This is a genomic window from Pseudomonas sp. PDM10 (assembly GCF_014852295.1).
Lineage (GTDB): Bacteria > Pseudomonadota > Gammaproteobacteria > Pseudomonadales > Pseudomonadaceae > Aquipseudomonas.
In genome coordinates, this window is sequence record NZ_JACVBJ010000002.1 from 463,668 (window position 1) to 487,144 (window position 23,477).

The following is a 23,477-nucleotide window of genomic DNA, read 5'->3' on the forward strand; positions in this document are numbered from 1 at the left end:
GCATTGTTGCAGTTAACGCCTGCCGTGGCCGCGGCCATCGCACCGCCAGGCGCGCCGGTGGCGGGGATGATTGATCACGTCGACCACATCGTCGTGACCGCTTCTGACCCGCAAGCGACCATTCATTTCTACACCGAAGTGATGGGCATGCACCTGGAGCAGTTTGGCGAAGGCCGGGTGGCCTTCACGTTCGGCAACCAGAAAATCAACATGCATGTGCGCGGTCATGAAATCGAACCCAAGGCCCACCTGCCGGTGCCGGGTTCCCTGGACCTGTGCGTTATTGCCAGCGTGCCACTGGATCAGGTCATCGCCCACCTCAAAGCGGTGAACTGGCCTCTGGTCGACGGCCCGGTAGCTCGGACCGGGGCCAGGGGACCGATTCGCTCGGTGTACCTGCGTGATCCCGATCTCAACCTGATCGAGATTTCCGAGTACGTCCAGAAGTAACCATCCCCCCGAAACACTCTTTCCCAGGCGATCGGTCATGCACCGTCAGCTGCCCGGGGAAATGCATCACGCCTGCGAGGAAGCCATCATGACAACAACAATTACACCCTCGATTGCCGAAAAACCACCGAGCCATTCACGACTGCGCCGCGTGTTCCGCCACCTGTATGTGCAGGTGCTGCTGGCGATTGTGCTGGGCATCATCTTCGGTCATTTCTACCCCAGCCTCGGCGAAGAAATGAAGCCGCTGGGCGACACGTTCATCAAGCTGATCAAGATGCTGATTGCCCCGATTATCTTCTGCACCGTGGTCAGTGGCATTGCCAGTATGCAGAGCCTCAAACGCATCGGCCGGGTCGGCTTCAAGTCGCTGCTGTACTTCGAAGTGCTGACCACCCTGGCGCTGGTGATCGGGCTGATCGGGGTCAACCTGATGCAGCCGGGTACGGGCATGCACATCAATCCGGCGACCCTCGACGGCCATGCCATCGACAGCTACAGCAAGCTGGCCCATGAACAGAGTGTGGTGGGTTTCCTCACCCATATCGTGCCCAGTACCGTGTTTGGCGCCTTTGCCGAGGGCGATATCCTCCAGGTGCTGTTCATTTCCATCCTGTTTGCCTTCGCCTTGCAGATGCTCGGCGCCGCCGGCAAACCACTGCTGAACCTGATCGACCTGGTGGCCCAAGCGTTCTTCCGCATGGTCAAGATCGTGATGTATGTCTCTCCGCTCGGGGCCTTCGGCGGCATGGCCTTTACCATCGGCAAGTACGGCGTCGGTTCCCTGGGGGCGTATGGCAACTTGCTGATTTGCTACTACGTCACGGCGCTGTTTTTTGTGTTCGTGATTCTCAATCTGGTCGCGCGCCTGGCGGGTTTCAGCCTGTGGCAGTTTCTCAAGTACATCCGCGATGAGCTGTTTCTGGTGCTGGGTACCTCGTCTTCGGAGTCGGCGTTGCCTCGGTTGATGGGCAAGCTTGAGCGCCTGGGGTGCGAAAAATCGGTGGTGGGACTGGTGGTGCCTTCGGGTTACTGCTTCAACCTCGATGGCAGCTGCATCAACATGACGGTACTGGCGATTTTCATCGCCCAGGCGCTGGATATCCCGCTTGACCTGTGGCACCAGGTCACCTTGTTGTTGATTCTGTTGCTGACCTCGAAGGGGGCGGCCAGTGTCACCGGCGGTGCATTCATTACCCTCGCGGCCACTCTCGGCAGCCTGGATGTGATTCCGGCGGCGGGGCTGGTGTTGGTACTTGGGGTCTACCGGTTCATTTCCGAAGGGGGGGCGTTGATCAATGTCATCGGCAACGGTGTCGCCACGCTGTTCATTGCCAAGTGGGAAGGGGCACTGGACGAGGAGAAGCTCGCGGCCGAATTGCACAAGGGGTGTGCCCGTGAGTTAGAAACGCAGCCCTGAACGAGTTGTCGCAAGACAGCCCCAAGACCACTCAGTCCACGAAAGCTGAGTGGTTTTGGGTTTCTAATACTTTGCCGGTTGCCGCGGCCTGGCGATCAGGTACGGGCGATATCGATCCACACTTGGCCGTTGGGGTACTGGTAAAGCTCCAGGGTTTCAGCAGTCATTTCGATGCTATAGCCCGGGCGCAGGGGCGGGATGTAGCGGCCGCGGCGGATCACAACGGGGTCAAGGAAATGCTCGTGCAGGTGGTCGACGTATTCGAGTACGCGGTTGTGCAGCGAGGCCGAGACGGCGATGTAGTCGAACAGGGCGATGTTCTGCACGTACTCGCACAAACCGACACCACCGCCATGGGGGCAGACCGGCACGTTGAACTTGGCGGCCATCAGCAGCACGATCAATACCTCGTTGAGACCACCCAAGCGCGCTGCGTCCAACTGGCAGAAGTCCAGTGCGCCGGCCTGGAACATTTGCTTGAACATCACCCGGTTGTGGCAATGCTCGCCGGTGGCGACGCCGATCGGTGCGATGCGCTGGCGGATGGTTGCATGGCCGAGTATGTCGTCGGGGCTGGTCGGCTCTTCGATCCACAGGGGTTCGAAAGCCGCCAGGCGGCGCATATTGGCGACCGACTCATCGACGCCCCAGACCTGGTTGGCGTCCATCATCAGGCTGCGTTCCCAGCCGATTTCTTCGCGCAGAATTGTGGCGCGGCGGATGTCGTCTTCCAGGTTGGCGCCGATTTTTTGCTTGATGTGGGTCCAGCCATCCTCGACCGCTGCTCGGGCCAATTGGCGCATTTTTTCTTCACTGTAGCCAAGCCAGCCCGGCGCGGTGGTGTAGCCGGGGTAGCCTTCACGCAGCATCTGCGCTTCGCGCTGGGCTTTGCCCGACGCCTGGCGACGCAGCAGGGCGATGGCTTCCTCGGGGGTGAGCACGTCGGTGACGTAGCTGAAGTCCAGGCAGCGCACCAGTTGTTCCGGCGTCATGTCGGCCAACAGCTTCCACACGGGCTTGCCTTCGTGTTTGGCCCATAGGTCCCAGACGGCGTTAACGATGGCCGCGGTGGCCAGGTGGATCACGCCTTTTTCCGGGCCCAGCCAGCGCAATTGGCTGTCGCCCACGGTGATGTTGTGCCAGAAGGCGCCCATGTCGGCAACGATCTCTTCCAGGGTCAGGCCGACCACCATCGGTGCCAGGGACTGCACGGCCGCCACACAGATCTCGTTGCCACGGCCGATGGTGAACGTCAGGCCGTGCCCTTCAAGGCCGCTAGGGGCGTTGGTGTGCAGCACGACGTAGGCCGCGGAGTAATCCGGCGCGCTATTCATCGCATCAGATCCGTCCAGCGACAGGGAAGTGGGGAACCGGATGTCGCGAACGCTCAGATGGGTGATTTGAATGCTCATGGTGGGCTCTTGTGCTCGATGACCAGTTGGAGACTCGACTGTAGGTCGTCAAGCGATATGTGCATAATCACGGTTTCCTAACTAGTGATACCGGATTTGATATGTCGGCAGGTCCAGACACCACCACGACCACACCGCGTAGCCTCGGCGCCCTGAAAATTTCCAGCCGGCAGATCACCTTGCTCAATGCACTGGGTGAGTTCGGCAACCTGCGGCGGGCAGCCACCGCGATGCACACCACGCAACCGGCTGCCAGCTTGCTGTTGCAGCAACTGGAAGAGCGCCTTGGCGTGCGCCTGTTCGAACGAATGCCCCGCGGTATGCAACCGACCCTTTATGGCGAGGTGATGATCCGGTACGCCCAAGGCGCGCTGCATGAGTTCGAGCAGGCCCAGGCGCAGATCGCGGAACTGGAGCGCGGGGCCATGGGACGGGTGCGCGTCGGCAGCGTGATGGGGCCGGTGCCCCGGCTGCTGACCAAAGCGGTGCTGGCGTACAAGCGCGATCACCCGAAGGTGCGGATTTCCATTGAGGTGGGCACCAGCGACACCTTGCTGCCGGCCTTGCTGCGCGGCGATTTCGATGTGGTGCTGGGGCGCCTGCCGGACCAGAGCGACAGTCAGGACCTGGACATCGAGCTGTTCGACAACGGTGAGCAAATGCGCGTGATCGCCCGGATGGGTCACCCATTGGCGGGTTCCTCGCCATTGCAGTTGGCCGACTTGATCACATTGACCTGGATCCTTCACCCCATCGGCAGCCCCATGCGCCGTCGAGTGGAAACCGCCCTGCAGGCCGGCGGTTTGGTGCAGTCGCTGGACATTGTTGAGACCGCTTCGATCCTGGCGACCACCGCAATGCTGGAGGCTTCGGACATGATCGCGGTGGTGCCCAATGACGTCGCCGAGCATTATGCGCGCTATGGCATGGTCGCTATCTTACCGGTCGAGCTACCGATCTCCATGGTCAATATCGGCCTGCTGACCTTGCGTTCCCGGCCAAGGTCGGTGGCGCTCAATAGACTGCTCGAGTATTTCAGGGAGCAATAGCATGCCGTCGGACATTACCCATTCCAGCTTTTGCAACTGGGTGCGCTTCAAGCACCTGGTGTTGATCGACACTCTGGCGCGCACGCGCAACATGCACGCCACCGCCATACGGATGAACCTCAGCCAGCCAGCCTTGAGCAAAATGCTGCGTGATCTGGAGGAGCAGTTCGGCTTTGCCCTGTTCCAGCGCCTGCCACGCAGCATGCCGCCGACGGAGCTTGGCGAGCACGTAGTGCGCTACGCCCAAGGTGCACTGGCCGATTCACACAAGTTCGTCGACCAGGTCAACCGCCTGCGCAAAGGCGGCCATGGCTTTCTCAAGGTGGGCGGGATTTTTGCGGCAACCTCGATGGTGCTGCCCCAGGCCATCGCCGCTATCAAGGCGCGCAGCCCTTTGCTGTCGATCGAAGTGGTGGAGCAGTCCAGCGATCACCTGCTTACCATGCTTGAGCAAAACAAGCTCGACCTGATGATCGGCCGCTTCACCGAAGAGCGTTACAGCCAGGTCTTTGACTTCCACCCATTGGAGCCTGAGCCCTTCAGCCTGGTGGTCAACAGCCGTCATCCGCTTAACGAACTGGACTGTACACCGCTTGAAGCGCTGGGCCAGTGGCCGTGGGTGCTGTACCCGGTCGGTACGCCCATTCGCGATCGTCTGGAGTTGGCGTTCAAGGCCGCTGGCCTCGCATCGCCGGCAGACAGCGTCGATACCATCTCCATGCAGATGTTCCTGCAACTGCTGCAATCGGGGCCCATGATCGCCATGCTGCCCAGATCCATGGTGGCCGCGCAGCTGGAAAGCGGTCAGCTCAAAGAGCTGCAGACCCCACTGCGCCTGGCGCCACTGGAGTACGGCATCATCACCCGCAAGGACGAGCCGCTGACGGGGTCGGCCCGTGAGTTCGCCGACATCCTTCTCGAATTCGCGCGCCAACGACGGGAGGAGGAGGGGGCGACTGATTGATTAACGACGGTCAATAAGACAATTCGATAACGCCAGGTTATCGATTGATCGGATCATCTCATTGGGAATGTTCAGGCAAGGTCCATACAGTTATCGCAGATTCGCCCTTCACAGAAAGGGCGACGCCATAACAAGAAGACTGCCGTACTGCCCTGAGAGGTCCCATGCAACTGATTGCCAGAACCCGGACCAGCGACGCTGCCGTGATCCGCCTCAACCCTCTGGATAACGTTCTGATTGCACGCCAGGCCCTGCCTGAAGGCTTGATCCTGGAAGCCGAAGCAATCACCGTGCGCCAGCCGATTCCCTCCGGGCACAAAGTCGCTAGCCAACGCGTGGAGCAGGGCCAGCCGCTGCGCCGTTATGGGCAAATCATCGGTTTTGCTTCGCAGCCCATCGAAGCCGGCGACCACGTGCATGTGCATAACGTGGAGATGGGCGACTTTGCCCGTGACTACGCCTTCGGCGTCGATGCCCACGCCACGCCAGGCACCGAAGCCGTTTTCCAGGGCATCGTACGTGCCGATGGCCGCGTCGCGACTCGCAACTACGTCGGCATTCTCACTTCGGTGAACTGCTCGGCGACTGTGGCCCGGGCCGTGGCCGATTACTTTCGCCGGGATATCCACCCCGAGGCGCTGGCTGATTTCCCGAACATCGACGGCGTGGTGGCGCTGACCCACGGCGCCGGGTGCGCAGTGGACCCCAGCGGTGAGGCTTTAGGTTTGTTGCGCCGCACGCTCGGTGGCTACGCCGTTCACCCTAACTTTGCGGCAGTGCTGATCATCGGCCTGGGCTGTGAAACCAACCAGATCGAGAGCCTGCTCGAGACTCAGGGGCTGAAGGCCAGCGACCAGTTGCGCGCTTTCACCATCCAAGGCATCGGCGGCACTTCGAAAACCATCGCCAGTGGCATCGAGCAGATAAAGGCATTGCTGCCCAAGGCTAACCAGGTGCAGCGCGAACCGGTCAGCGCTCGCCACTTGATCGTCGGCCTGCAATGCGGTGGCTCGGACGGGTACTCGGGCATCACCGCAAACCCTGCACTGGGCAATGCCGTTGACCGCCTGGTGGCGGCGGGTGGCACCGCGATTCTCTCGGAAACCCCGGAAATTTATGGCGCCGAGCATTTGCTGACGCGCCGCGCCGTGAGCCGCGAGGTGGGGGAAAAACTCATCGCGCGCATCCACTGGTGGGAAGACTACTGCCAGCGGATGAACGCCGAGCTGAACAACAATCCCTCGGCCGGCAACAAGGCCGGTGGCCTGACCACCATCCTGGAGAAATCCCTTGGTGCGGTGGCCAAGGCCGGCTCCAGCAACCTGGTGGATGTGTACCTGTACGGCGAAGCGGTCCGGGCCAAGGGCCTGGTGTTCATGGACACCCCAGGCTACGACCCGGTCTCGGCCACTGGGCAAGTCGCCGGCGGCGCCAACCTGATTGCCTTCACCACGGGCCGGGGTTCGGCCTACGGCTGCGCGCCCACACCTTCGATCAAGCTGGCGACCAACAACCGGGTGTTCGAGCACCAGGAAGAAGACATGGACGTGAACTGCGGCGGCATTGCCGACGGTTCCACCAGCATTGAAGAACGTGGCGCCTTCATCTTCGAACAGATGCTGCGCATCGCTTCCGGCGAGCGCAGCAAGAGCGAACAACACGGTTATGGGCAGAACGAGTTCGTGCCCTGGCAGATCGGTGCCGTGACCTGATTGACGGCCCTGCAACCTTCACGAGGCGAAAAGTACATGCAAGTTTCCGGATACAACTTTATTGCCGGCCAGCGCAGTGCGCTGGGCGACACCCTGGTCTACAGCGCCGACGCCCACACCGGCGAACGACTGCCAGGCGCTTTCCATCAGGCAACCCTGGCGGAGGTCGATACGGCGGTGGCAGCTGCGAGCGCGGCATTCCCGCTGTTTCGCAATCTGCCCGCGGTACGCCGAGCGGAATTTCTTGAAGCCATCGCCGACGAGCTCGACGGCTTGGGCGAGGATTTCATCGCATTGACCTGCCAGGAAACGGCGCTGCCGAGCGCCCGTATTCAGGGTGAGCGCGGTCGTACCAGTGGCCAGATGCGCCTGTTTGCCCAGGTGCTGCGCCGTGGCGATTTCTATGGTGCACGCATCGATCAGGCTCTGCCGGCACGCACGCCCTTGCCACGCACTGACTTGCGACAGTACCGCATCGGTGTAGGCCCGGTGGCGGTGTTCGGTGCCAGCAACTTCCCTCTGGCGTTCTCCACGGCAGGTGGTGATACCGCCGCAGCCCTGGCGGCCGGTTGTCCGGTGGTGTTCAAGGCTCATAGCGGCCACATGGCTACGGCCGAGCGGGTCGCCGAAGCGCTGATCCGCGCCGCGGAGCGTACCGACATGCCGGACGGCGTGTTCAACATGATCTTCGGTGCTGGCGTCGGTGAAGCGCTGGTCAAGCATCCGGGCATCCAGGCGGTCGGCTTTACCGGCTCGCTGAAGGGCGGCCGTGCCCTGTGCGATATGGCGGCCGCTCGGCCGCAACCGATCCCGGTGTTTGCCGAGATGTCGAGCATCAACCCGGTGCTGGTCTTGCCACAGGCCCTGGTCAACCGCGGCGCGCAGATGGCAAAGGAACTGACGGCCTCGGTGGTGCAGGGCTGTGGCCAGTTCTGCACCAATCCGGGTCTGGTGCTGGGGATTCGCTCACCGGCGTTCAGTACTTTCATTGAGCGCTTGACCGGGCACATGGCCGAGCAGGCGCCACAGACCATGCTCAATACCGGCACATTGAATAGCTACGGCAAAGGCTTGCAGGCGTTGCTTGCTCACCCGGGCATCAAACACTTGAGCGGCCTCGCGCAAACGGGCAACCAGGCGCAGCCGCAGCTGTTCGAGGCCGATATCAGCCTGTTGCTGGAACAGGATGAGCTGCTGCAGGAAGAGGTCTTCGGCCCTTGCACAGTGGTCGTCCAGTTGGCGGACGAGGCTGAATTGTTACGCGCCGTCGGCGCCTTGCGTGGTCAGCTCACAGCCACGCTGCTGGCCGACAACGATGACCTGGCCGCCTTTGGTCAACTGTTCGGTGCCTTGGAAGTGAAGGTCGGTCGAGTGCTGCTTAACGGCTACCCGACCGGTGTCGAGGTGTGCGATGCGATGGTCCACGGCGGCCCGTACCCGGCCACTTCCGATGCCCGCGGCACCTCGGTCGGTACGCTGGCCATCGATCGCTTCCTGCGTCCGGTGTGCTACCAGAACGTGCCCGATGCGTTGCTGCCCGATGCCTTGAAGAACGCCAATCCACTGGGCATACAGCGCCTGGTCGATGGCAAGAACAGCACAGCCGCCTTGAATTGATGACGGAACAGCAAGCATGACTGAAGCCAAACACTACGACGCACAAACGCTTACGACGTTTGTCGAGCAACTGTTCGAAAAAGCCGGGGCTGATACCGAAGTCGCCCAGGTGGTGACCCGGATACTGCTCGAAGGTGAGCTGCTGGGCCATCGCACCCACGGCCTCAACCTGGTGAGCCGCTATATCAACGGCATGCTGTCAGGGCAGGTCAAGGCCAGTGCGCAGGTGCTTGAGCAGGTCTCGGATAGCGGCATTTCGGCTCTGTTCGATGGCCACTATGTACTCGGCCCTTATTGTGTCAGCCGCGCCCTGGACTGCGCGGCCAAAGGCGCCACGGAGCAGGGCATAGGTATCGCCGTGGTGCGTCGTGCCTCGCACATCGGTTGCCTGGCCGCTTACCTGAAGCCGTTCACTGACCGTGGCCTGGTGGCGATGGTGTATTCCTCGGATCCGTCGGTGGGACTGGTGTGTGCCCATGGCGGGATCGATCCGATCTACACGCCCAACCCGATTGCCGCAGGCATTCCGACCCGGGGTGAGCCGATCCTGCTGGATGTCAGCATGTCCACCGTAACCCTGGGCCTGATCGGCCAGTGCCGCGATGCCGGCAGCACACTGCCTCACCCGGTGTTGATGAGCAATGAGGGCCGCCTGAGCGACAACCCTGCCGACTTCTTCACCACCCCGCCAGGCAGCATCCTGCCTCTGGGCGGCCAGGCCTTCGGCCACAAAGGTTTTGCTCTGGCGATTCTGGTCGAAGCCCTGACCTCGGGGTTGGCCGGCCACGGGCGCAAGGACGCTCCGGACCAGTGGGGGGCTTCGGCCACAGCCGTGGTGATTGACCCGCGTTTCTTCGGCGGGCTGGAAGCCTTTACCGACGAAAGTTCGTTCCTGAGCAAATTGATCCTGGCCAGCCGTCCGGTAGACCCCGAGCGCCCGGTGCGCCTGCCTGGCCAGGCAGGCCTGAAGCTGCGTGAGCAAGCCCTGCGCGAAGGCGTGAGCCTGTCGCAGAAGGTGGTCGATGACCTCAACCAGATCGCCGGGCAGTTGCAGCTGCCAGCACTTTTTCAATGACTGACAACGACAACAAGAGTGCAGACATGACAAACGAATCAAGAGCACAAGCACCGCTGCAGTTGAGCAACAACGCCGCCGTATTTAATACCGGCAGTTGGGTCGGACGCGTCTGGTTGCCCGGCCAGGGGCCGGCAGTGGTGCTGGTCAAGTCCGGCGCCGTGCACGATATCAGTGCCCATGTGGCGACCGTCTCGGCCTTGCTTGAAGTGGCTGACCCTGTGGCGTATTTGCGTGCATTACCCTTGACCCAGGCTCTAATCGAGTTGCCCGCGTTGCTGGACAATAGTGACCCGAGCCTGCGCGACGAAAACTTGCCGTGGCTGCTGGCGCCGATCGACCTGCAAGCGGTCAAGGCCGCTGGCGTGACCTTCGCCGCCAGCCTGCTGGAGCGCGTGGTCGAAGAGCAGGCCAAGGGCGACCCGGCCAAGGCCGACGCGATCCGCGACACCCTGGCCAGCCGCATTGGCGCCGACCTTTCGCAAATCGTCCCAGGCTCGGCCCAGGCCGAAGCCTTGCGCAAGGTACTGGTGGAGCAGGGCCTGTGGTCCCAGTATCTGGAAGTGGGCATCGGCCCGGACGCCGAAGTCTTCACCAAGGCCCAGCCGATGTCGGCGGTCGGCCACGGCGCCGACATCGGCATTCACCCCAAATCAAGCTGGAACAACCCGGAGCCGGAAGTGGTCCTGGCGGTGTCGAGCAACGGTACCGTACAGGGCGCCATGCTCGGCAACGACGTCAACCTGCGCGACTTCGAAGGGCGCAGCGCCTTGCTACTGGGCAAGGCCAAGGACAATAACGCATCCACCTCTCTGGGACCCTTGCTGCGCCTGTTCGACGAGACTTTCAACATGGATGACGTGCGTAACGCGCAAGTGGATTTGCGCGTCGAAGGCCAGGACGGTTTCATCCTTGAAGGCCACAGTTCGATGCGCCAGATCAGCCGCGACCCGCTCGACCTGGTCCAGCAGACCCTTAACGAAAACCACCAATATCCCGATGGCCTGGTGCTGTTTCTCGGTACCCTGTTCGCCCCCAAGCAGGACCGCGACCAGCCGGGCAACGGTTTCACCCACAAGCTGGGCGATATGGTGGCCATCAGCAACGCGCAACTGGGCACCCTGAGCAACCGCGTGACCACCAGCGACCAGGCGCCGCAGTGGAATTTCGGCCTGCGTTCGCTAATCGAAAGCTTGAGTCGGCGTGGCCTGCTCGAGGGGGCGGTGACGGCGCGTCAGCCCTGATTTTTTTTCGTCATACCCCAAGGATGAGTGTGTCTCCGGTTGAAGGACCACCGGGCATTGAAACCGCTGCAATAACAATAATAAAGGCCATCAGATGAACACACTGAAGAAGTATCAAAGCATCACCGTTGTCTTCCTGTTGTTGATCGGCATCGTCAACTACCTGGACCGTAGTGCGCTGTCGATCGCCAATACCTCAATCCAGAAGGACATGATGATCAGCCCCTCGCAGATGGGCATTCTGTTGTCGGCCTTCTCCATCGCCTACGCTTTTGCGCAGTTGCCGATGGGCATGATCATCGACCGCCTGGGCAGCAAGATCGCTCTGGGCGCCTCGTTGCTGGCTTGGTCAGTGGCTCAGTCAATGTGCGGCATGGTCAACAGCTTTTCTGGCTTCATGGGCCTGCGCGTGCTGCTGGGGATTGGTGAGGCACCGATGTTTCCTTCGGCGGCCAAAGCCCTGTCCGAATGGTTCGATGCCAACGAGCGCGGTACGCCGACCGGTATCGTCTGGTCGTCGACCTGCCTGGGCCCATGCCTGGCGCCGCCCTTGCTGACGCTGTTCATGGTCAACTTCGGCTGGCGCGGAATGTTCGTCATTACCGGCGCAATCGGTATCGTTCTGGCCTTGTGCTGGTTGACCTTCTACAAGAGCAAGGCGCGGTATCTGGCCGACCTCGCGGCTGAAGGCAAGCCGTTGCCAACCGAGAAAAAGCCCCAAGTGCAAGCGACCACCTCGCAGGCACCGAAGGTCTCTTACTTCGCCGGCTGGCTCGACCTGTTCAAGCACCGCAGCACCTGGGGTGCGGTCCTGGGCTTCATGGGCGTGATCTACATGCTGTGGCTGCACCTGACCTGGCTGCCCGGTTACTTCGAGCGCGAGCATGGCTTGAACCTGTACAAGACCGCGTGGCTGGTGTCGCTGGCCTATGGCTTTGGCGCGGTGGGCACCATCGTCGCCGGACGCTTCTGCGACAGGCTGGTTCGCCGCGGCATGAGCATTCTGGCCAGCCGCAAATTCGGCGTGATCACCGGCCTGGTGCTGGCTGCACTGTTCACCGTGCCGCTGTCGTTTGTCACCGGCCTTACCGGTTGCATCATCCTGCTATGCCTGGCGCTGTTCAGCATCAACATGGCCAGTGCAACGGCCTGGATGATCGTCAACACCATCGTCGACAGCCGCCGGGTAGCCTCGTTCGGTTCGATCCAAAACTTCGGCGGCTACATTGCCGGTTCCGTCGCGCCGATCGTCACCGGCTTCAGCATCCAGTACTCGGGGTCGTTCAATACCGCGTTCATGATCAGCGCGGTGGTGGCCCTGTGTTCAGCCCTGGCGTACTACCTGCTGCTCAACGCACCGATCAGCGATGCCGAGCCTGCTCCTGAGCACATCGTTGGTGTGACCGAGTAAGGGCTTTAAGTCATCGGCGGCAGGGGGCACTTGCCCAAGGGGATACTGACGGTCGCGTTGGTTCAACGTTATCCGTGAGGCAGTCGAGCAGCGTGATCTAACTGCTCATGGAACGGACTAGAGGAGGGCGATGAAGCAATCGTCGCCCGTCCCTTTGTCGCACAGTGTCGACGTGCTCAGAAAAGCCTTCGTGCGACGCATGGGAGGAAAACGTTTCGCGCCAATTAAGGAGCCCGCTTAGATAGGCCCAATGGTCATGAGCTGTTGATTCATTTGGGCCAATAGAATGTAATCGCTGCTCAGCACTAAAGTGACTTGTCATGGTCAATAAATCCCGCACGACCGTCAGCGGTCGTACTGCTCGGAGCCGACCGGATCCGCATTGGCATTTTGATCAAGGACAGTGAAAGCATGCTCACCGCAAGATAATCAGCAACCGCCTCCACCTGGTTCCGTGAATCGGGACTCGCCGTACGTTTACCCCTCAATCCAATTCGAAGATTTAAAGCATGCACCTACGCAAAATTGCAGTTGGGCTGTCGGCCCTTGTTTTGCTCTCGACCGGGGCAGAAGCCCGCAGTCTGCTAGATCTCCTCAAGCCGCCCACCCAGCATCAGGAACACGTGTCCCGCTCGGGCTCGATCAGCCAGAACGCGGCGCTGGAACTCTATTCAAACAAACAGAAACAGGCATCGTTTGACGGCTGTACAGATCTGTTCCCGGCAGCCAAACCGATCAACATGGCCACTGTGCCTGCAACCATGAAACCCCTGGCCCTGTGCTCTGACAACTTTGCGGTGCTGTACTCGCAAACCAGCAAGACGCCGCTGGTAGTGGTCGAACGCCTTAATGCCTCCCAACTGCAGGATGCCAAAGGGGAGGAGCGCACCAACCAGTTCTACCCGGACCCACGCATCCCCAAGAGTGGGCGGGCAGAATTGAGCGACTACCGTAGCCAACATCCGGCGGTGGACCGTGGTCATCAATCCCCGGCAGCCGATGCACCGAACCCCAATGCAATGGCCCAATCCTTTGCGCTGTCGAACATGGTGCCGCAAGACCCGACCAACAACCGGAAGATCTGGAGTAAGGTCGAGGCGGATGTCAGAAAATTTGCCAAGCGCGCCGATGGCAATGTTTTTGTCTTTACCGGCCCGCTCTTTGACTCGGGCCACACCACCATCGGCGACAACAAGGTCTGGGTGCCGACCCGTCTGTTCAAGCTGGTTTACGACGCATCGTCCAAGCGTGCCTGGGCCTACGTACTGCCCAACGCTGAAACCCGTATCGAGAGACCGATGGACTATGACGCTTTCGTGAAGAGTACCGGGCTCCACTTGCTGGGGAATCTTCCGGTCACAGGTTCCGTAGGGCGGTCTTGATGGCTTGATGAACTGCACCCCAAAGGCTGGATGCAACCGATGGGGTGTTTCATTCACGGATAGATAGCGGCGGTTTAAAAAATTGCGGCGTGACATCGGATTTCAAACGACTCACGACTTAAACAGTCTTTCTTTCGGTTCGATATGGCAAACAAGGGGCGGCTATTTCGGGGCGGGTCAGTAGCCCTCTATCATGTCGGCAGCCTGTTGAGTCGCCTGGCTGGTGCGAGTGGCGAGCTTGCGAACTTCGTCGGCAACCACGGCGAAGCCGCGTCCGGCCTCGCCTGCGCGGGCGGCCTCGATCGCTGCGTTGAGCGCCAACAGGTTGGTCTGGTTGGCGATGCCCTGAATGGCGGCAACGATCTGCGTCAGTTTGGTGAGGTTTTCCTGCATGGCCTGGTGTTGTCGTTCCTGGGTCTCGCGCAACTGTCTCTCCTCGTGGCTCGCGTGAATGTCGGTGATGGCGCCCACCACCCGCAGCGGTGAACCGTCAGCCGCACGCCGGGTCTGGCCACGGCCGCGGAACCAACGGTATTCACCGTTCTTATGCCTGAGCCGGTAGTCGACGTCGAAGGGAGTCTTACCGCTGCGATCATCGACGTGTGCGACGAAGGCGCCTACAGCGCGCTGGCTGTCCTCGGGATGCAGGCGTGACGACCAGGCTTCCAACGTGTTGGGAAACTCTTCAGCCGTTGTGTGACCGAGCAGGCGCCGCATCTGTGAAGACCACCAGATGGCGTTCTTCGGATTGGCCGGATCGCCAGCCACCACCTCAATGTCCCAGAGCCCGTCGTGAAGCATTTCCCGGGCAATCTCGAAACGGGTGGCAGCCAGTGAAAGCGCCTCGTCCTGCAAGCGTTGTGCATGGATGTCGCGCAACACTCCGGCGATGGTCACGGGCATGCCTTGGGCATCGCGGCGGGATTTTCCGCTGATGCAGCACCAGCGATATTCACCTTCGAAGGCCATTCGAACATCTAGGGCATAGGATGTTCGGCCGCTGCGATCTGCAAGATGCTTCGACAACGCATCGTGGTTGCGCTGACGGTCACCCGGGTGCAGCCGCTCGCTCCAGAGATTGAGCTGGTCGGGCATCGGTGCGTGGATCGGCCAGGACCCCGACCACCGCAGTGTGCTATCGGTATCTGGTTGTGTGGTTGCGCCGAGCTCCAGTTCCCAGAACAGGTCACCCGACCCTTGAACGGCGAGTTCCCAGCGAGTCTCCAGCTGTTGCAACTGACCGTCGCGCTCGGCGAGGCGGGAGGTGATTTGCTCGAGGTTTTGGCTCAGCTTCTCTTCTCGCGCCCGCAGATCTCGCCGTTCACTGAGAAAGCCCTCCACCCTTGTCAGAATCCGCCGCAACAGCGGATCGGCCGACGTGATCGATGAGTCAGCGATCTCGGGTCGATCCAGCCTGTCGGCGAGTGAAGCCAGTGTCCGATGAGTAGTTCTGCTGAAGAACAACATACAGCGCCTCTCAGTCTGTGAAATTGAAGTCAAAGGTCATAACGAGGTTTGCCCGGCCTCGCTAAAGTGGGTGTATTGAAAGGCTGTTCGCTGAGCAGTCAGTGTGACAATGCCTGGAGGTCGAAGGATGTTGCGCCCGGCAAGGTTGGCCACATCTGTGGACCGTCCATGATCTCTTCCGGGGTCAACAGGCAGGCGTCCAGTTGCCGCTTCAACATATCCAGGTCGAGACCCTGACCGATGAAGACGATTTCCTGCCGGCAATCACCGGTGATGTCGTCCCATTTGGCCAGAATCCCTTGTCGGCGATAGTCGTCCTGGGGCCATTGCGACTGCGCGATGAATGCCCACCAGCGCCCGACATAGTCCCAACGAAATTGCCCGCCACTTTGCACCAGCATGCCGATGTCCAGATGCCGGCTGGCGACCCAGAAGTAGCCTTTGCAACGCAGTAGCCGCCCGTTGAGCCAGGGCCGCTGCAGGAACTCCAGCAGACGTTGAGGATGGAATGGCGCACGCTCCTGATACACCCAGGAAGCAATTCCATAGGTGTCCGACTCGGGAGGATGCTCGTCACTGGCTTCCAGACTTTTCATCCAGCCGGGTGACTGCACCAGACTCGGCAAATCGAAGCGGCCGGTGTCGAGGATTTTCGACAGATCGATGGCACCGTGGGTCATGGGCAGGATTTCTGCCTTCGGATTGAGGCCTGCGAGGAGGGCGCTCAGTTCCAGAAAGCCTTTCTCGCCTATCAGGTCCAGACGACTGACGAGGATGACGTTGGCGTACTCCACCTGTTCGATCAGCAGATCGGACAAGTGGCGTAATGGCGTGCCCGTTTCGTCCGCGCCGCCAACGGTGTCCCGCGAGGCCAGCAGCGCCTGGAAGTTGCTGCCGTCGACGACGGTGACCAAGGTATCGAGCCGCGCCAGTTCGCTCAGACTGAAACCTTGCGAGTCGAGGAAGGCGAAGGTCTCGGCGACCGGCATCGGTTCGGAGATTCCAGTTGACTCGATCAGCAGGTAATCGAAGCGCTGCTGACGCGCCAGCAGGCTGATCTGCTCAAGCAGATCAGCGCGCAGCGTGCAGCAGATGCAGCCGTTGCTCATCTCGACCAGTTCATCGCTGCCGCGGTGCAGCGACACATTGCGTGCTACGTCCTCGGCGTCGATGTTGACTTCGCTCATGTCGTTGACGATGACCGCCACCCGCATGCCTGCGCGATTGCGCAGGATGTGGTTGAGCAGGGTCGTCTTGCCGGAGCCGAGGAAGCCTGAAAGGACCGTCACCGGCAGCCGGCCCGACAGGGCCCCGTCAATCATGCGGCCCCCGTTTTCGCATCGACGGCCTTGTCCAGATAGCTTTCGAACAGGTCGACGACAACCAGGCCATCATCCGCGGCATCGCCCCACAGATCCTTCACCTGGAATTCGACGTGGTAGGTGGGCTGGTGCGCTGCGCTCAAATCGCCGTGACCGATGGCGTCCGGGAACGGCCATTTTTCCGAGGTGCGGTGTCGGACGATGCCTTCCTTGCCGCGCACATACGCCGGCATGCGCACGTGTCCGGCCACGTACTCGTCGCGAACCACTACCCGGTCGCCCACTTCAAATGGCGGGCGGCCAGTGATGGCGGGGCGGCCCTTGTCGTGGGGAGGGTTGGCCAATTTGAAGGTTGAACCCAATGCCTGATCGAGTTCTTCCTGGGTAATGACGCCGGTTTCGACCAGCAACGTGGCCGTGGCGATGACGTAGCGTTCGTAATATTGCGTGCCAACGTGCTGGCGGACATCGAGTCGTTCGACGGCGTGACGTATTTCATCGACGCTGAATTTTTTCAACTGGTCGGCGCCGATAAACATCAGGCTGTAAGCCAGGTGCTCCCATTCCTGTTTGAATACTTGTTTGTAATCCTGGCTATTGATGACATGGGGAACCTTGCCAAAGCCTTGAAAACCACCGAGATCGTGAAAGCCATCCATAATAAAAACCTCCGAAAATTAGAAAATGAAGAGCGTCTTTTGGGTCAACGTACGCGGGGCAGGGCAACCCCGATCAGCACATCCTTGGTCACCAGTTTCTGAAGCTCTTCTTCACTCATGTGCTCGGAGCCTTCGGGCCTTACGGGCAGGACCAGGTAGCGGCTTTCCGCGCTGGTATCCCAGACTTTGACGACCACATCGCTTGGCAACTCTGTGCCCATCTCACGCAGCACGGTGCGTCCTTCACGAACCAGGCGTGCACGGAACTCAAAACCCTTGTACCACTCCGGCGGCAACCCCAGGACCGGCCAGTTGGTGCAAGAGCACAGGCTGCAGACGATGACGTTTTTCAGCTGGGGCAAATCCTCCAGGGCCACGATGTATTCGCCTTGCGGGCCGGTGAAACCGAACTGCGCGCACGCGGCGGTGCCGTCTCTGAGCAACAGCTCCCGGAACTGTGGATCGACCCAGGCCTTGGCGACTACACGGGCGCCGTTTTCCGGGCTCCATTGGTGCACCATCAATTCGGTCAGCTGCTCGATATAGCCCTCTGGAATCAGTTCCTTTTCTTTCATCACCTTGAACAAGGCCCAGGCTCGCTCGCTGGGCGTCGAAGTGGATGCTGGGGATACAGTGGCGCTCATGGTGTAACTCCTCATCGGTTTAACACGGTCAAAAAAGTGAAGAACAGCCCCCGGTTTTTTATTGATGTCCGGGAGGTTTGGGGGGAGGCAGCCTTACAACGTCTTCCAGTCGACATCGGCCTCGAACGCTGCCGCCGCCTGGTAAATGGTGCCTTCGGCATAGTGCTTGCCAACGAACATCAGCCCGACGGGCAGGCCGTCCACCAGACCGCACGGGATCGACATGGCCGGATGGCCGGTAATGTCCTGCGGCGCGGTATTGCCGATCATTTCCAGCGCTCGGGCCACGTACTCGGTGATCGAGCAACCCGGCTCAGGGTGGGGCTGGGCAATGATCGGCACGGTCGGCATGACAAGCAGGTCGTAGTTCTGCAGCGCCTTGTCGTAACCGGCCCGGGCGAAGCGTGCGATGTTCTGTGCCTTGGCGTAGAAACGACCGTTGTAGCGTTCCAGGCCGTACTGGCCGACAAACATGCACAGCTTGAGCGACGCGGACAATGCGTCCGCTTGTTCCCGCCAACCAGCCTGTTTATCCAGCAAGCCGACGTTGTAGAGCCCCTTCCAGTTAAAGCCTGCGCCATTGCCATGCATCATTTGCATGGTCAGACCTTCGCAGCCGATCGGGTGCCACAGCGAACCTGCCAGGTTGTGCTCGGGAACGGAGACCTCTTCGACGCGGGCTCCCAAGGCTTCGAGTCGGGCGATGGCGCCGCGTACCTTGTTGGCAACTCGTGGATCCTGGTTGGCCAGCTGGAAGCCTTCCTGCAGGATGCCGATCCGCAGTCCGCTCACACCTCGCTGCAGATAGTCGCAGTAGGCGTCGACTTGAGGGGCGGCCTGGCGAGGATCGAGCCCGTCGGCACCGGCCATGACTTCCAGCATCAACGCGTTGTCACGCACGTTGCGGGTGATGGGACCGGCATGGTCGATGGTGGCCTCGATCGCCATGATCCCGGTGTAGGGCACCAGACCGTGGGTCGGCTTCATGCCATAGGTGCCGCAGAACGCTGAAGGGATGCGGATCGAGCCGCCTTGATCGCCGCCAACCGCCAGGTCCACCTCGCCCGCTGCCACCAATGCAGCGCTTCCGGAGGAGGAGCCGCCGGCAGCGAAACCTTGCCGGTATGGGTTGTGTACGGGCGCCGGATCAGAGGTGTGGCTGCCACCGGAGAGGCAGTAGTGCTCACAGGTCGCCTTGCCCAGGATGGTAGCCCCGGCGTCTAGCAAACGAGTCACCACGGTTGCGTCAAACGACGGTACAAACCCTTCCAGGATAGAAGCGCCGTTCATCATCGGTACGCCAGCCAAGGAGATGTTGTCCTTGAGCGCAATAGTCTTGCCTACAAGCTTGCCCTCACGGGCGCCATTTACTTCAGTCCTGTAATACCAAGCGTTGAGCAGGTTTTGCGGGTTAGACGGGCGGTAGCCGGAACTGCGGTCGTAGCGAACCGGTGGGGTGAAATCCGGCAACTCGTCGACCAGGTCATAGGCGTCGAAACTTGGTTGCATAAGTGCCAGGTATTCCGCTGCCTGCTCGTGGGTCAGCTGCATATTCAGCCGGCCAGCGATGTCCTGCAGTTGGTCGAGGGTAGGGCGAACAATGGCCATGATTTTCCTATTCTTTTTGTCTGTGATCGACGACGGGCCAGTCTGTACGGGAGCGTTCGACGGTGTTCGCAAAACACCTCGCGCCGGTTACCGGGAGCGACATCAATCGGGTGAGTAACTGGGTTCAAGTTAGGCATCCTTCTCAGTCTTTGCTTGGCTGAGAAGGACAGCCACTTGGTTGAAAAGGACAACCTGCTACGCGTGGCGCGCTCAGAACACTTTCAAGACGCGCAGGTTCAGGCGTGCGCCTTCCTTGAAGCCTTGTTCGACCTCGATGTCCGTGCCGATCTGGGCTTGAATCTGCAGCGTGGGCTCGATGAAGTGCGTGACGGTGAAACGCCCGTAGGAAGTGGATACCCCATCGTGCTGATCGATCCCGTTGACGGTGGTCGCCGAGCCGGTGATGTAGCCGCCGCCAACGGCGAAGGTGGTGCTCGGCGTCCAGTTGTAGCGCACGGCGGCCTGGTACTCGTAACGGGTGTTTTCTTCCAGTTTCGCCCCGGTCGGGCCGAAGTCATTGTTGGCCGACACCCAAGAGGCTTCGGCCACCGTGTCCAGCGCCCATTTCGGGGAGAAATGGTGGATGTACGCCGCCTGTAGCGTAGCGCGCCAGCGGTTCTCGCCGAGGTTCAGGGCATCGTTTTTGTCGTAGCTCCCCACCGGGAAGTACAGATAGGGTGCCAAGGCGAAGATGTCTTTGTTTGCGGTGGGCAACGTCCACTTCAGCGGCGCGGTAATGATCGGGTCGCCGATGCCGCGGGTATCGCCCAAGGCACCGATATCTCCCGAGGCGTTCATCTGGCCGAAAGGCAACAGAATCTGCGGTTCCCATGAGAGGTTTTCTGACAGGCCGATGGCGTGCACATAACGCAGGATGCCGATGTCCGAACTGAGCCTGGCGTCGTCGGAGACCTTGTGGCCGTTCTGGTACAGGTCCGAGCGGTCAGCGTGCTGGTAGTAGAGCAGCAAGGCGTTGGCGCCGGCCGGCAATGGCTCGAAATCGCCGGGAGCTACCTCGATGGCCTGGCTTTTAACAAACGGCAGCATGCACAGCACGAGTAAAGAGTGACTCAACTTCATGATCGATTTCCTGACAAAAGGGCCCCCAACCCCATGCGCTAGAGATGGGGGGCCAAAAGATGTTTGGGAGCGAGATCCGTGTCAGGGCGGAATTCGGATCGAGACCGCCCGTGGACGCCGGGTAGCGTCAGACGTCAGGTTTTAGGGATCACCGCGTCACGTAACATGCCGGTCTGCGGGTGGCAGTTGATGTACTCGAACACTTGATCCTTGGCGTCGGATACCGAGACTTCGTGATAAAGCCGTAGCTTCGACAGGCTGGTGGCGACCCGAAAGAAGGTCACGAAGATCCGCAGATGGGTCGGATGGGATTCGGCCCAGCGCTCGAGTTTTTCCAGGGAGCGCCAGTGGCCAATGTTGTAGCTCAGGTTCAGAAGATTGCCGTCCAGGTCGATGTAATTCACGAAGCGATTGCTGTAGCAACCCAGGTCCTTGCCACTGTCGCGCAGGAAATCCATACCCGCCTGCAGCGTCGGCAGAATTTCGTTGAGATAGAGTGATCGTTCTTCTTCGCCAGCATCCGCCCAGTCCTGGCCGGAGCGGATCAGTGCGATATTGTCGTGGCCTTGCACGACCACGCGCCCACCTTTGGCCGGGTCGCCAGTGATCACCGTCAGTTCACCGGAAGGTGCCATCCAGTCGGTCTGGGAAATCGGGAAGCGGTCACGCATGGATCCCCAGTAACCGTGCTCTTCGATTTCGCCACTGATGGTGTTCATCAGGGCGCCGACACCGGGTAATTCCTCGCGAAAGCCATACAGCGTCTCGAACTGCTCGGCCCGCGGGGCGACAATTTCCCGAAAGTAACCGAGACCGTCGCTCAGGCGATCCTCTGATGACCACCATTCGATTACCTCAGGCGAGCGCAGCCAGCGGCAATGGGCGGCTGGGTCTTTCCAGTAACCGACGATCATCAGGTTGTCGTAACCGCTGTTGTCGGTGTGGTGAGTCAGGTCATGGCTCAGTGGGCCGTCGGGCAAACTCAGGCTCGCGGCGATGTGGCGCATGGCGTGCAGGGCCGCTGCACGCTGGTCCTCCCCGCGGTACTGCACTCCCAAATATCCCATCACCACCTGTTCCAGTTGCTCATCGGCGCGCGCAACCCACATGGGGAAGGGGGGCTGGTATTCATCGGGGACGCGACGAGACAACGTCCGCGGGCATTTGAGGTGTTTATCGATCGCAGATTCCATGGGGGGCTCCTTGGTTTTTTTTGGTATGCGGTTATCTGTTCAACGTTTCGAAGGGCGAGGCTGTCGGGCGGTGGGCGCACCCAGTCGACGCAGCAGCACCAGAGTCCCCAGCTCTAACAGGTAGGTGGCGAACTCTTCAGGTGCCAGGTCGCGCCTCTGCAAAAGCCAGGATGAATCGGACTGTCGCTGCTGCTCTGGCAGTTGCATGGGACACCTCATCAGTTGTGGTGGGAGGGGCACGGTGTGGGGTAGAAGTTAGGCGGGGACGGCACGGTACGCTTGGCTCGTACGGACAACCGTTTGGCTAGAAAGGACAGGCCCTGAAAACAGGATTACGATGCGTTGAATTGGTGCGCACGCTTCGTCAGCAGGCGAGTGTGTGCATCGATATCGGGCAGGTGTAATCAGTGTCAGGTGTCAGCGGGATTCGGATATGCAACTGTCTGAATCGTTGGCAGCCCGAAAGGGGAGTGGCCTGCTATTTGCTAAACAGGGAACCAACGTTACCGTCACCGTTGTTGTCCAGCCGCCGCCGTGAGGTGAATGCCATGAGTCAAAGCAATCAGTATTCAACCCTTGCCGTTGCGGCTCCACGTCGCTTTGATTACTGGAAAGAAGTGGTGTGCCGTCACTGCCTCGTGGCCGACAGCAAACCGTTGGCGCAGAGCGATTTCAACGGGGCGTTGGAGGTGCACGGCATGGGGCCGCTGGACATCTGCACGTTGTCCTCTCCACTGCATTTTTGGGAGCGCTCCTCCCAGCATTTGCGCAGTGGTCCTGATGAAGATCTATGGCTCGGTTTCACCCGGCGTGGCTATGGTGAATTGGAGCAGGCAGGACGCAGGGCGACGCTGGCGGCAGACAATTTGTTTCTTTATGACGCATCCCAGACGTTCCGATTCAGCCTGGGTGGTACCGAAAACCACTTGGTCCGCATTCCGCGACAGTTGCTCAGCCAGCGGTTGCCGGGCGTAGCAGGTTGCACCGCCGTGGTTCTGGACGATCGCCGTCCAGGGGTGATTCCATTGCGCGAGATGTTGCATCAAGCGGCGAGCATTCCTGCGAGCTTTCAAGACGAGGGGCTATCCAGCCGGTTTTCCAACACCTTGCTTGACCTCCTGGCGATCAGCCTGGAACTCCAGGACTTGAAGACGACCCATGAGGAGCTGGATCTTTACGGTCGGATCATGAACTACATCCAGCAGAATCTGACCGATCCGGACCTGTCGATCGAACGCATCGCTCAAGTGCATTATGTGTCCACGCGAACCGTCACTCGCGCGTTCGCCCGTTACCAGAAAACGCCGGTTGCAGAGATCTGGAAAGAACGCCTGATCGCCAGTCGCGAGGCAATAGAACGCGGCCAGGTACGCAGCATTTCTCAAGCTGCACTGGATTTTGGATTCTCCGATTTTTCCCATTACAGTCATGCTTTTCGCAAGGCCTTTGGTGTGGCTCCTCATACGCTCCTGCGCAGAACTTGAGAAAGGCTCCAGGATTCACAAAAAACGCCACTCAATGAGTGTAATTCTGTTCACTTAAGACATTCTTCAGTCGAGCTAGAACCTGTGGCGAGGGGATTTATCCCCGTATCGGCTGCGAAGCAGTCGTAATCCAGGCAACTTAGTCTGTCTGAAAAGACGCTGGGGCCGCTTCGCAGCCCAACGGGGCGGTGCGACGTTTCGCTAAATCCCCTCGCCACAAATGTGGACGCCGCGCTTAAGTGAACAGCATTGCACTCAATGAGTGGCGTTTTTTTGTGCATGAG

18 protein-coding genes and 2 pseudogenes are annotated in these 23,477 nt (G+C 60.4%); 11 read left to right on the plus strand and 9 right to left on the minus strand.

Translation table 11 applies throughout. The features are described 5' to 3' along the window. The first annotated feature begins 66 nt into the window (after positions 1-66). Both IB252_RS08695 and IB252_RS08700 read left to right on the plus strand, forming a co-directional pair. Positions 67-450, plus strand: a complete 384-nt coding sequence (locus IB252_RS08695) for a VOC family protein (protein ID WP_192408579.1) — start codon at positions 67-69, stop codon at positions 448-450. 88 nt (positions 451-538) lie between these two features. Next, positions 539-1,870 carry a dicarboxylate/amino acid:cation symporter gene (locus IB252_RS08700; protein WP_225607350.1) on the plus strand — a complete coding sequence of 444 codons (1,332 nt, stop codon included), beginning with the start codon at positions 539-541 and terminating at the stop codon, positions 1,868-1,870. A 95-nt stretch (positions 1,871-1,965) separates the two neighbouring features. Here the strand turns inward: IB252_RS08700 and IB252_RS08705 are convergent, their stop codons facing one another. Next, the gene (locus IB252_RS08705; protein ID WP_192408209.1) at positions 1,966-3,282 is read right to left on the minus strand and encodes an L-fuconate dehydratase; all 1,317 of its coding nucleotides are present in this window, start codon (positions 3,280-3,282) and stop codon (positions 1,966-1,968) included. A 101-nt stretch (positions 3,283-3,383) separates the two neighbouring features. Here IB252_RS08705 and IB252_RS08710 point away from each other — a divergent pair, with 101 nt between their 5' ends. From IB252_RS08710 to IB252_RS08745, 8 genes are all read left to right on the plus strand, one after another. Beyond that, entirely contained in the window at positions 3,384-4,331 is a 948-nt protein-coding gene (locus IB252_RS08710; protein WP_192408210.1) for a LysR family transcriptional regulator, read from the plus strand. A 1-nt stretch (position 4,332) separates the two neighbouring features. Further along, a complete protein-coding gene (locus IB252_RS08715) occupies positions 4,333-5,295 on the plus strand; it encodes a LysR family transcriptional regulator (protein WP_192408211.1) in 963 nt (320 codons plus the stop codon). A 164-nt stretch (positions 5,296-5,459) separates the two neighbouring features. Beyond that, complete coding sequence (locus IB252_RS08720; RefSeq protein ID WP_192408212.1) at positions 5,460-7,007, plus strand: UxaA family hydrolase; 1,548 nt, start codon at positions 5,460-5,462, stop codon at positions 7,005-7,007. Positions 7,008-7,043: 36 nt separating this feature from the next. Next, positions 7,044-8,624, plus strand: a complete 1,581-nt coding sequence (locus tag IB252_RS08725) for an aldehyde dehydrogenase (NADP(+)) (RefSeq protein WP_192408213.1) — start codon at positions 7,044-7,046, stop codon at positions 8,622-8,624. Positions 8,625-8,640: 16 nt separating this feature from the next. Next, positions 8,641-9,699: an Ldh family oxidoreductase gene (locus IB252_RS08730; RefSeq protein WP_192408214.1), complete on the plus strand. Its 1,059-nt coding sequence runs from the start codon at positions 8,641-8,643 to the stop codon at positions 9,697-9,699. A 26-nt stretch (positions 9,700-9,725) separates the two neighbouring features. Then, positions 9,726-10,943, plus strand: a complete 1,218-nt coding sequence (locus tag IB252_RS08735) for a fumarylacetoacetate hydrolase family protein (RefSeq protein WP_192408215.1) — start codon at positions 9,726-9,728, stop codon at positions 10,941-10,943. A 94-nt stretch (positions 10,944-11,037) separates the two neighbouring features. Beyond that, the gene (locus IB252_RS08740; RefSeq protein ID WP_192408216.1) at positions 11,038-12,354 is read left to right on the plus strand and encodes an MFS transporter; all 1,317 of its coding nucleotides are present in this window, start codon (positions 11,038-11,040) and stop codon (positions 12,352-12,354) included. Positions 12,355-12,863: 509 nt separating this feature from the next. Beyond that, positions 12,864-13,736 carry a DNA/RNA non-specific endonuclease gene (locus IB252_RS08745; protein ID WP_111449598.1) on the plus strand — a complete coding sequence of 291 codons (873 nt, stop codon included), beginning with the start codon at positions 12,864-12,866 and terminating at the stop codon, positions 13,734-13,736. Between the two features lie 189 nt (positions 13,737-13,925). On the opposite strand, the pseudogene IB252_RS30550 reads toward IB252_RS08745, so the two are convergent. The 8 genes and pseudogenes from IB252_RS30550 to IB252_RS08780 form a co-directional block, all read right to left on the minus strand. Further along, positions 13,926-14,210: pseudogene (locus tag IB252_RS30550) on the minus strand (methyl-accepting chemotaxis protein); the annotation flags it as partial. Then, positions 14,211-15,203: pseudogene (locus tag IB252_RS30415) on the minus strand (PAS domain-containing protein); the annotation flags it as partial. A gap of 98 nt (positions 15,204-15,301) precedes the next feature. Then, positions 15,302-16,525 (minus strand): GTP-binding protein, encoded by a 1,224-nt coding sequence (locus IB252_RS08755; RefSeq protein ID WP_192408218.1) that lies wholly within the window; start codon positions 16,523-16,525, stop codon positions 15,302-15,304. Further along, the gene (gene nthB / locus IB252_RS08760; protein WP_192408219.1) at positions 16,522-17,184 is read right to left on the minus strand and encodes a nitrile hydratase subunit beta; all 663 of its coding nucleotides are present in this window, start codon (positions 17,182-17,184) and stop codon (positions 16,522-16,524) included. Before nthB ends, IB252_RS08755 begins: the two co-directional genes overlap by 4 nt. A gap of 44 nt (positions 17,185-17,228) precedes the next feature. Further along, positions 17,229-17,828, minus strand: a complete 600-nt coding sequence (gene nthA, locus IB252_RS08765; RefSeq protein WP_111449584.1) for a nitrile hydratase subunit alpha — start codon at positions 17,826-17,828, stop codon at positions 17,229-17,231. A 93-nt stretch (positions 17,829-17,921) separates the two neighbouring features. After that, positions 17,922-19,436, minus strand: coding sequence for an amidase (locus tag IB252_RS08770; protein WP_192408220.1), 1,515 nt, complete (start codon positions 19,434-19,436; stop codon positions 17,922-17,924). Between the two features lie 210 nt (positions 19,437-19,646). Beyond that, a complete protein-coding gene (locus tag IB252_RS08775) occupies positions 19,647-20,516 on the minus strand; it encodes a transporter (protein ID WP_192408221.1) in 870 nt (289 codons plus the stop codon). 134 nt (positions 20,517-20,650) lie between these two features. Continuing rightward, positions 20,651-21,709 (minus strand): phenylacetaldoxime dehydratase family protein, encoded by a 1,059-nt coding sequence (locus IB252_RS08780; RefSeq protein ID WP_111449581.1) that lies wholly within the window; start codon positions 21,707-21,709, stop codon positions 20,651-20,653. A gap of 548 nt (positions 21,710-22,257) precedes the next feature. Here IB252_RS08780 and IB252_RS08785 point away from each other — a divergent pair. Continuing rightward, the gene (locus tag IB252_RS08785) at positions 22,258-23,193 is read left to right on the plus strand and encodes a helix-turn-helix domain-containing protein (protein ID WP_192408222.1); all 936 of its coding nucleotides are present in this window, start codon (positions 22,258-22,260) and stop codon (positions 23,191-23,193) included. The last annotated feature ends 284 nt before the right edge of the window (positions 23,194-23,477 follow it).

Bases quoted from the DNA above. Each gene is read 5' to 3' on its own strand.
- IB252_RS08715 (WP_192408211.1), top strand. From the start codon at position 4,333: ATGCCGTCGGACATTACCCATTCCAGCTTTTGCAACTGGGTGCGCTTC.
- IB252_RS08785 (WP_192408222.1), top strand. From the start codon at position 22,258: ATGAGTCAAAGCAATCAGTATTCAACCCTTGCCGTTGCGGCTCCACGT.
- nthB (WP_192408219.1), bottom strand. From the start codon at position 17,184: ATGGATGGCTTTCACGATCTCGGTGGTTTTCAAGGCTTTGGCAAGGTT.
- IB252_RS08775 (WP_192408221.1), bottom strand. From the start codon at position 20,516: ATGAAGTTGAGTCACTCTTTACTCGTGCTGTGCATGCTGCCGTTTGTT.
- IB252_RS08695 (WP_192408579.1), top strand. From the start codon at position 67: ATGATTGATCACGTCGACCACATCGTCGTGACCGCTTCTGACCCGCAA.
- IB252_RS08735 (WP_192408215.1), top strand. From the start codon at position 9,726: ATGACAAACGAATCAAGAGCACAAGCACCGCTGCAGTTGAGCAACAAC.
- IB252_RS08730 (WP_192408214.1), top strand. From the start codon at position 8,641: ATGACTGAAGCCAAACACTACGACGCACAAACGCTTACGACGTTTGTC.
- IB252_RS08755 (WP_192408218.1), bottom strand. From the start codon at position 16,525: ATGATTGACGGGGCCCTGTCGGGCCGGCTGCCGGTGACGGTCCTTTCA.
- IB252_RS08770 (WP_192408220.1), bottom strand. From the start codon at position 19,436: ATGGCCATTGTTCGCCCTACCCTCGACCAACTGCAGGACATCGCTGGC.
- IB252_RS08725 (WP_192408213.1), top strand. From the start codon at position 7,044: ATGCAAGTTTCCGGATACAACTTTATTGCCGGCCAGCGCAGTGCGCTG.
- IB252_RS08740 (WP_192408216.1), top strand. From the start codon at position 11,038: ATGAACACACTGAAGAAGTATCAAAGCATCACCGTTGTCTTCCTGTTG.
- IB252_RS08705 (WP_192408209.1), bottom strand. From the start codon at position 3,282: ATGAGCATTCAAATCACCCATCTGAGCGTTCGCGACATCCGGTTCCCC.
- IB252_RS08720 (WP_192408212.1), top strand. From the start codon at position 5,460: ATGCAACTGATTGCCAGAACCCGGACCAGCGACGCTGCCGTGATCCGC.
- IB252_RS08700 (WP_225607350.1), top strand. From the start codon at position 539: ATGACAACAACAATTACACCCTCGATTGCCGAAAAACCACCGAGCCAT.
- IB252_RS08780 (WP_111449581.1), bottom strand. From the start codon at position 21,709: ATGGAATCTGCGATCGATAAACACCTCAAATGCCCGCGGACGTTGTCT.
- IB252_RS08710 (WP_192408210.1), top strand. From the start codon at position 3,384: ATGTCGGCAGGTCCAGACACCACCACGACCACACCGCGTAGCCTCGGC.
- IB252_RS08745 (WP_111449598.1), top strand. From the start codon at position 12,864: ATGCACCTACGCAAAATTGCAGTTGGGCTGTCGGCCCTTGTTTTGCTC.
- nthA (WP_111449584.1), bottom strand. From the start codon at position 17,828: ATGAGCGCCACTGTATCCCCAGCATCCACTTCGACGCCCAGCGAGCGA.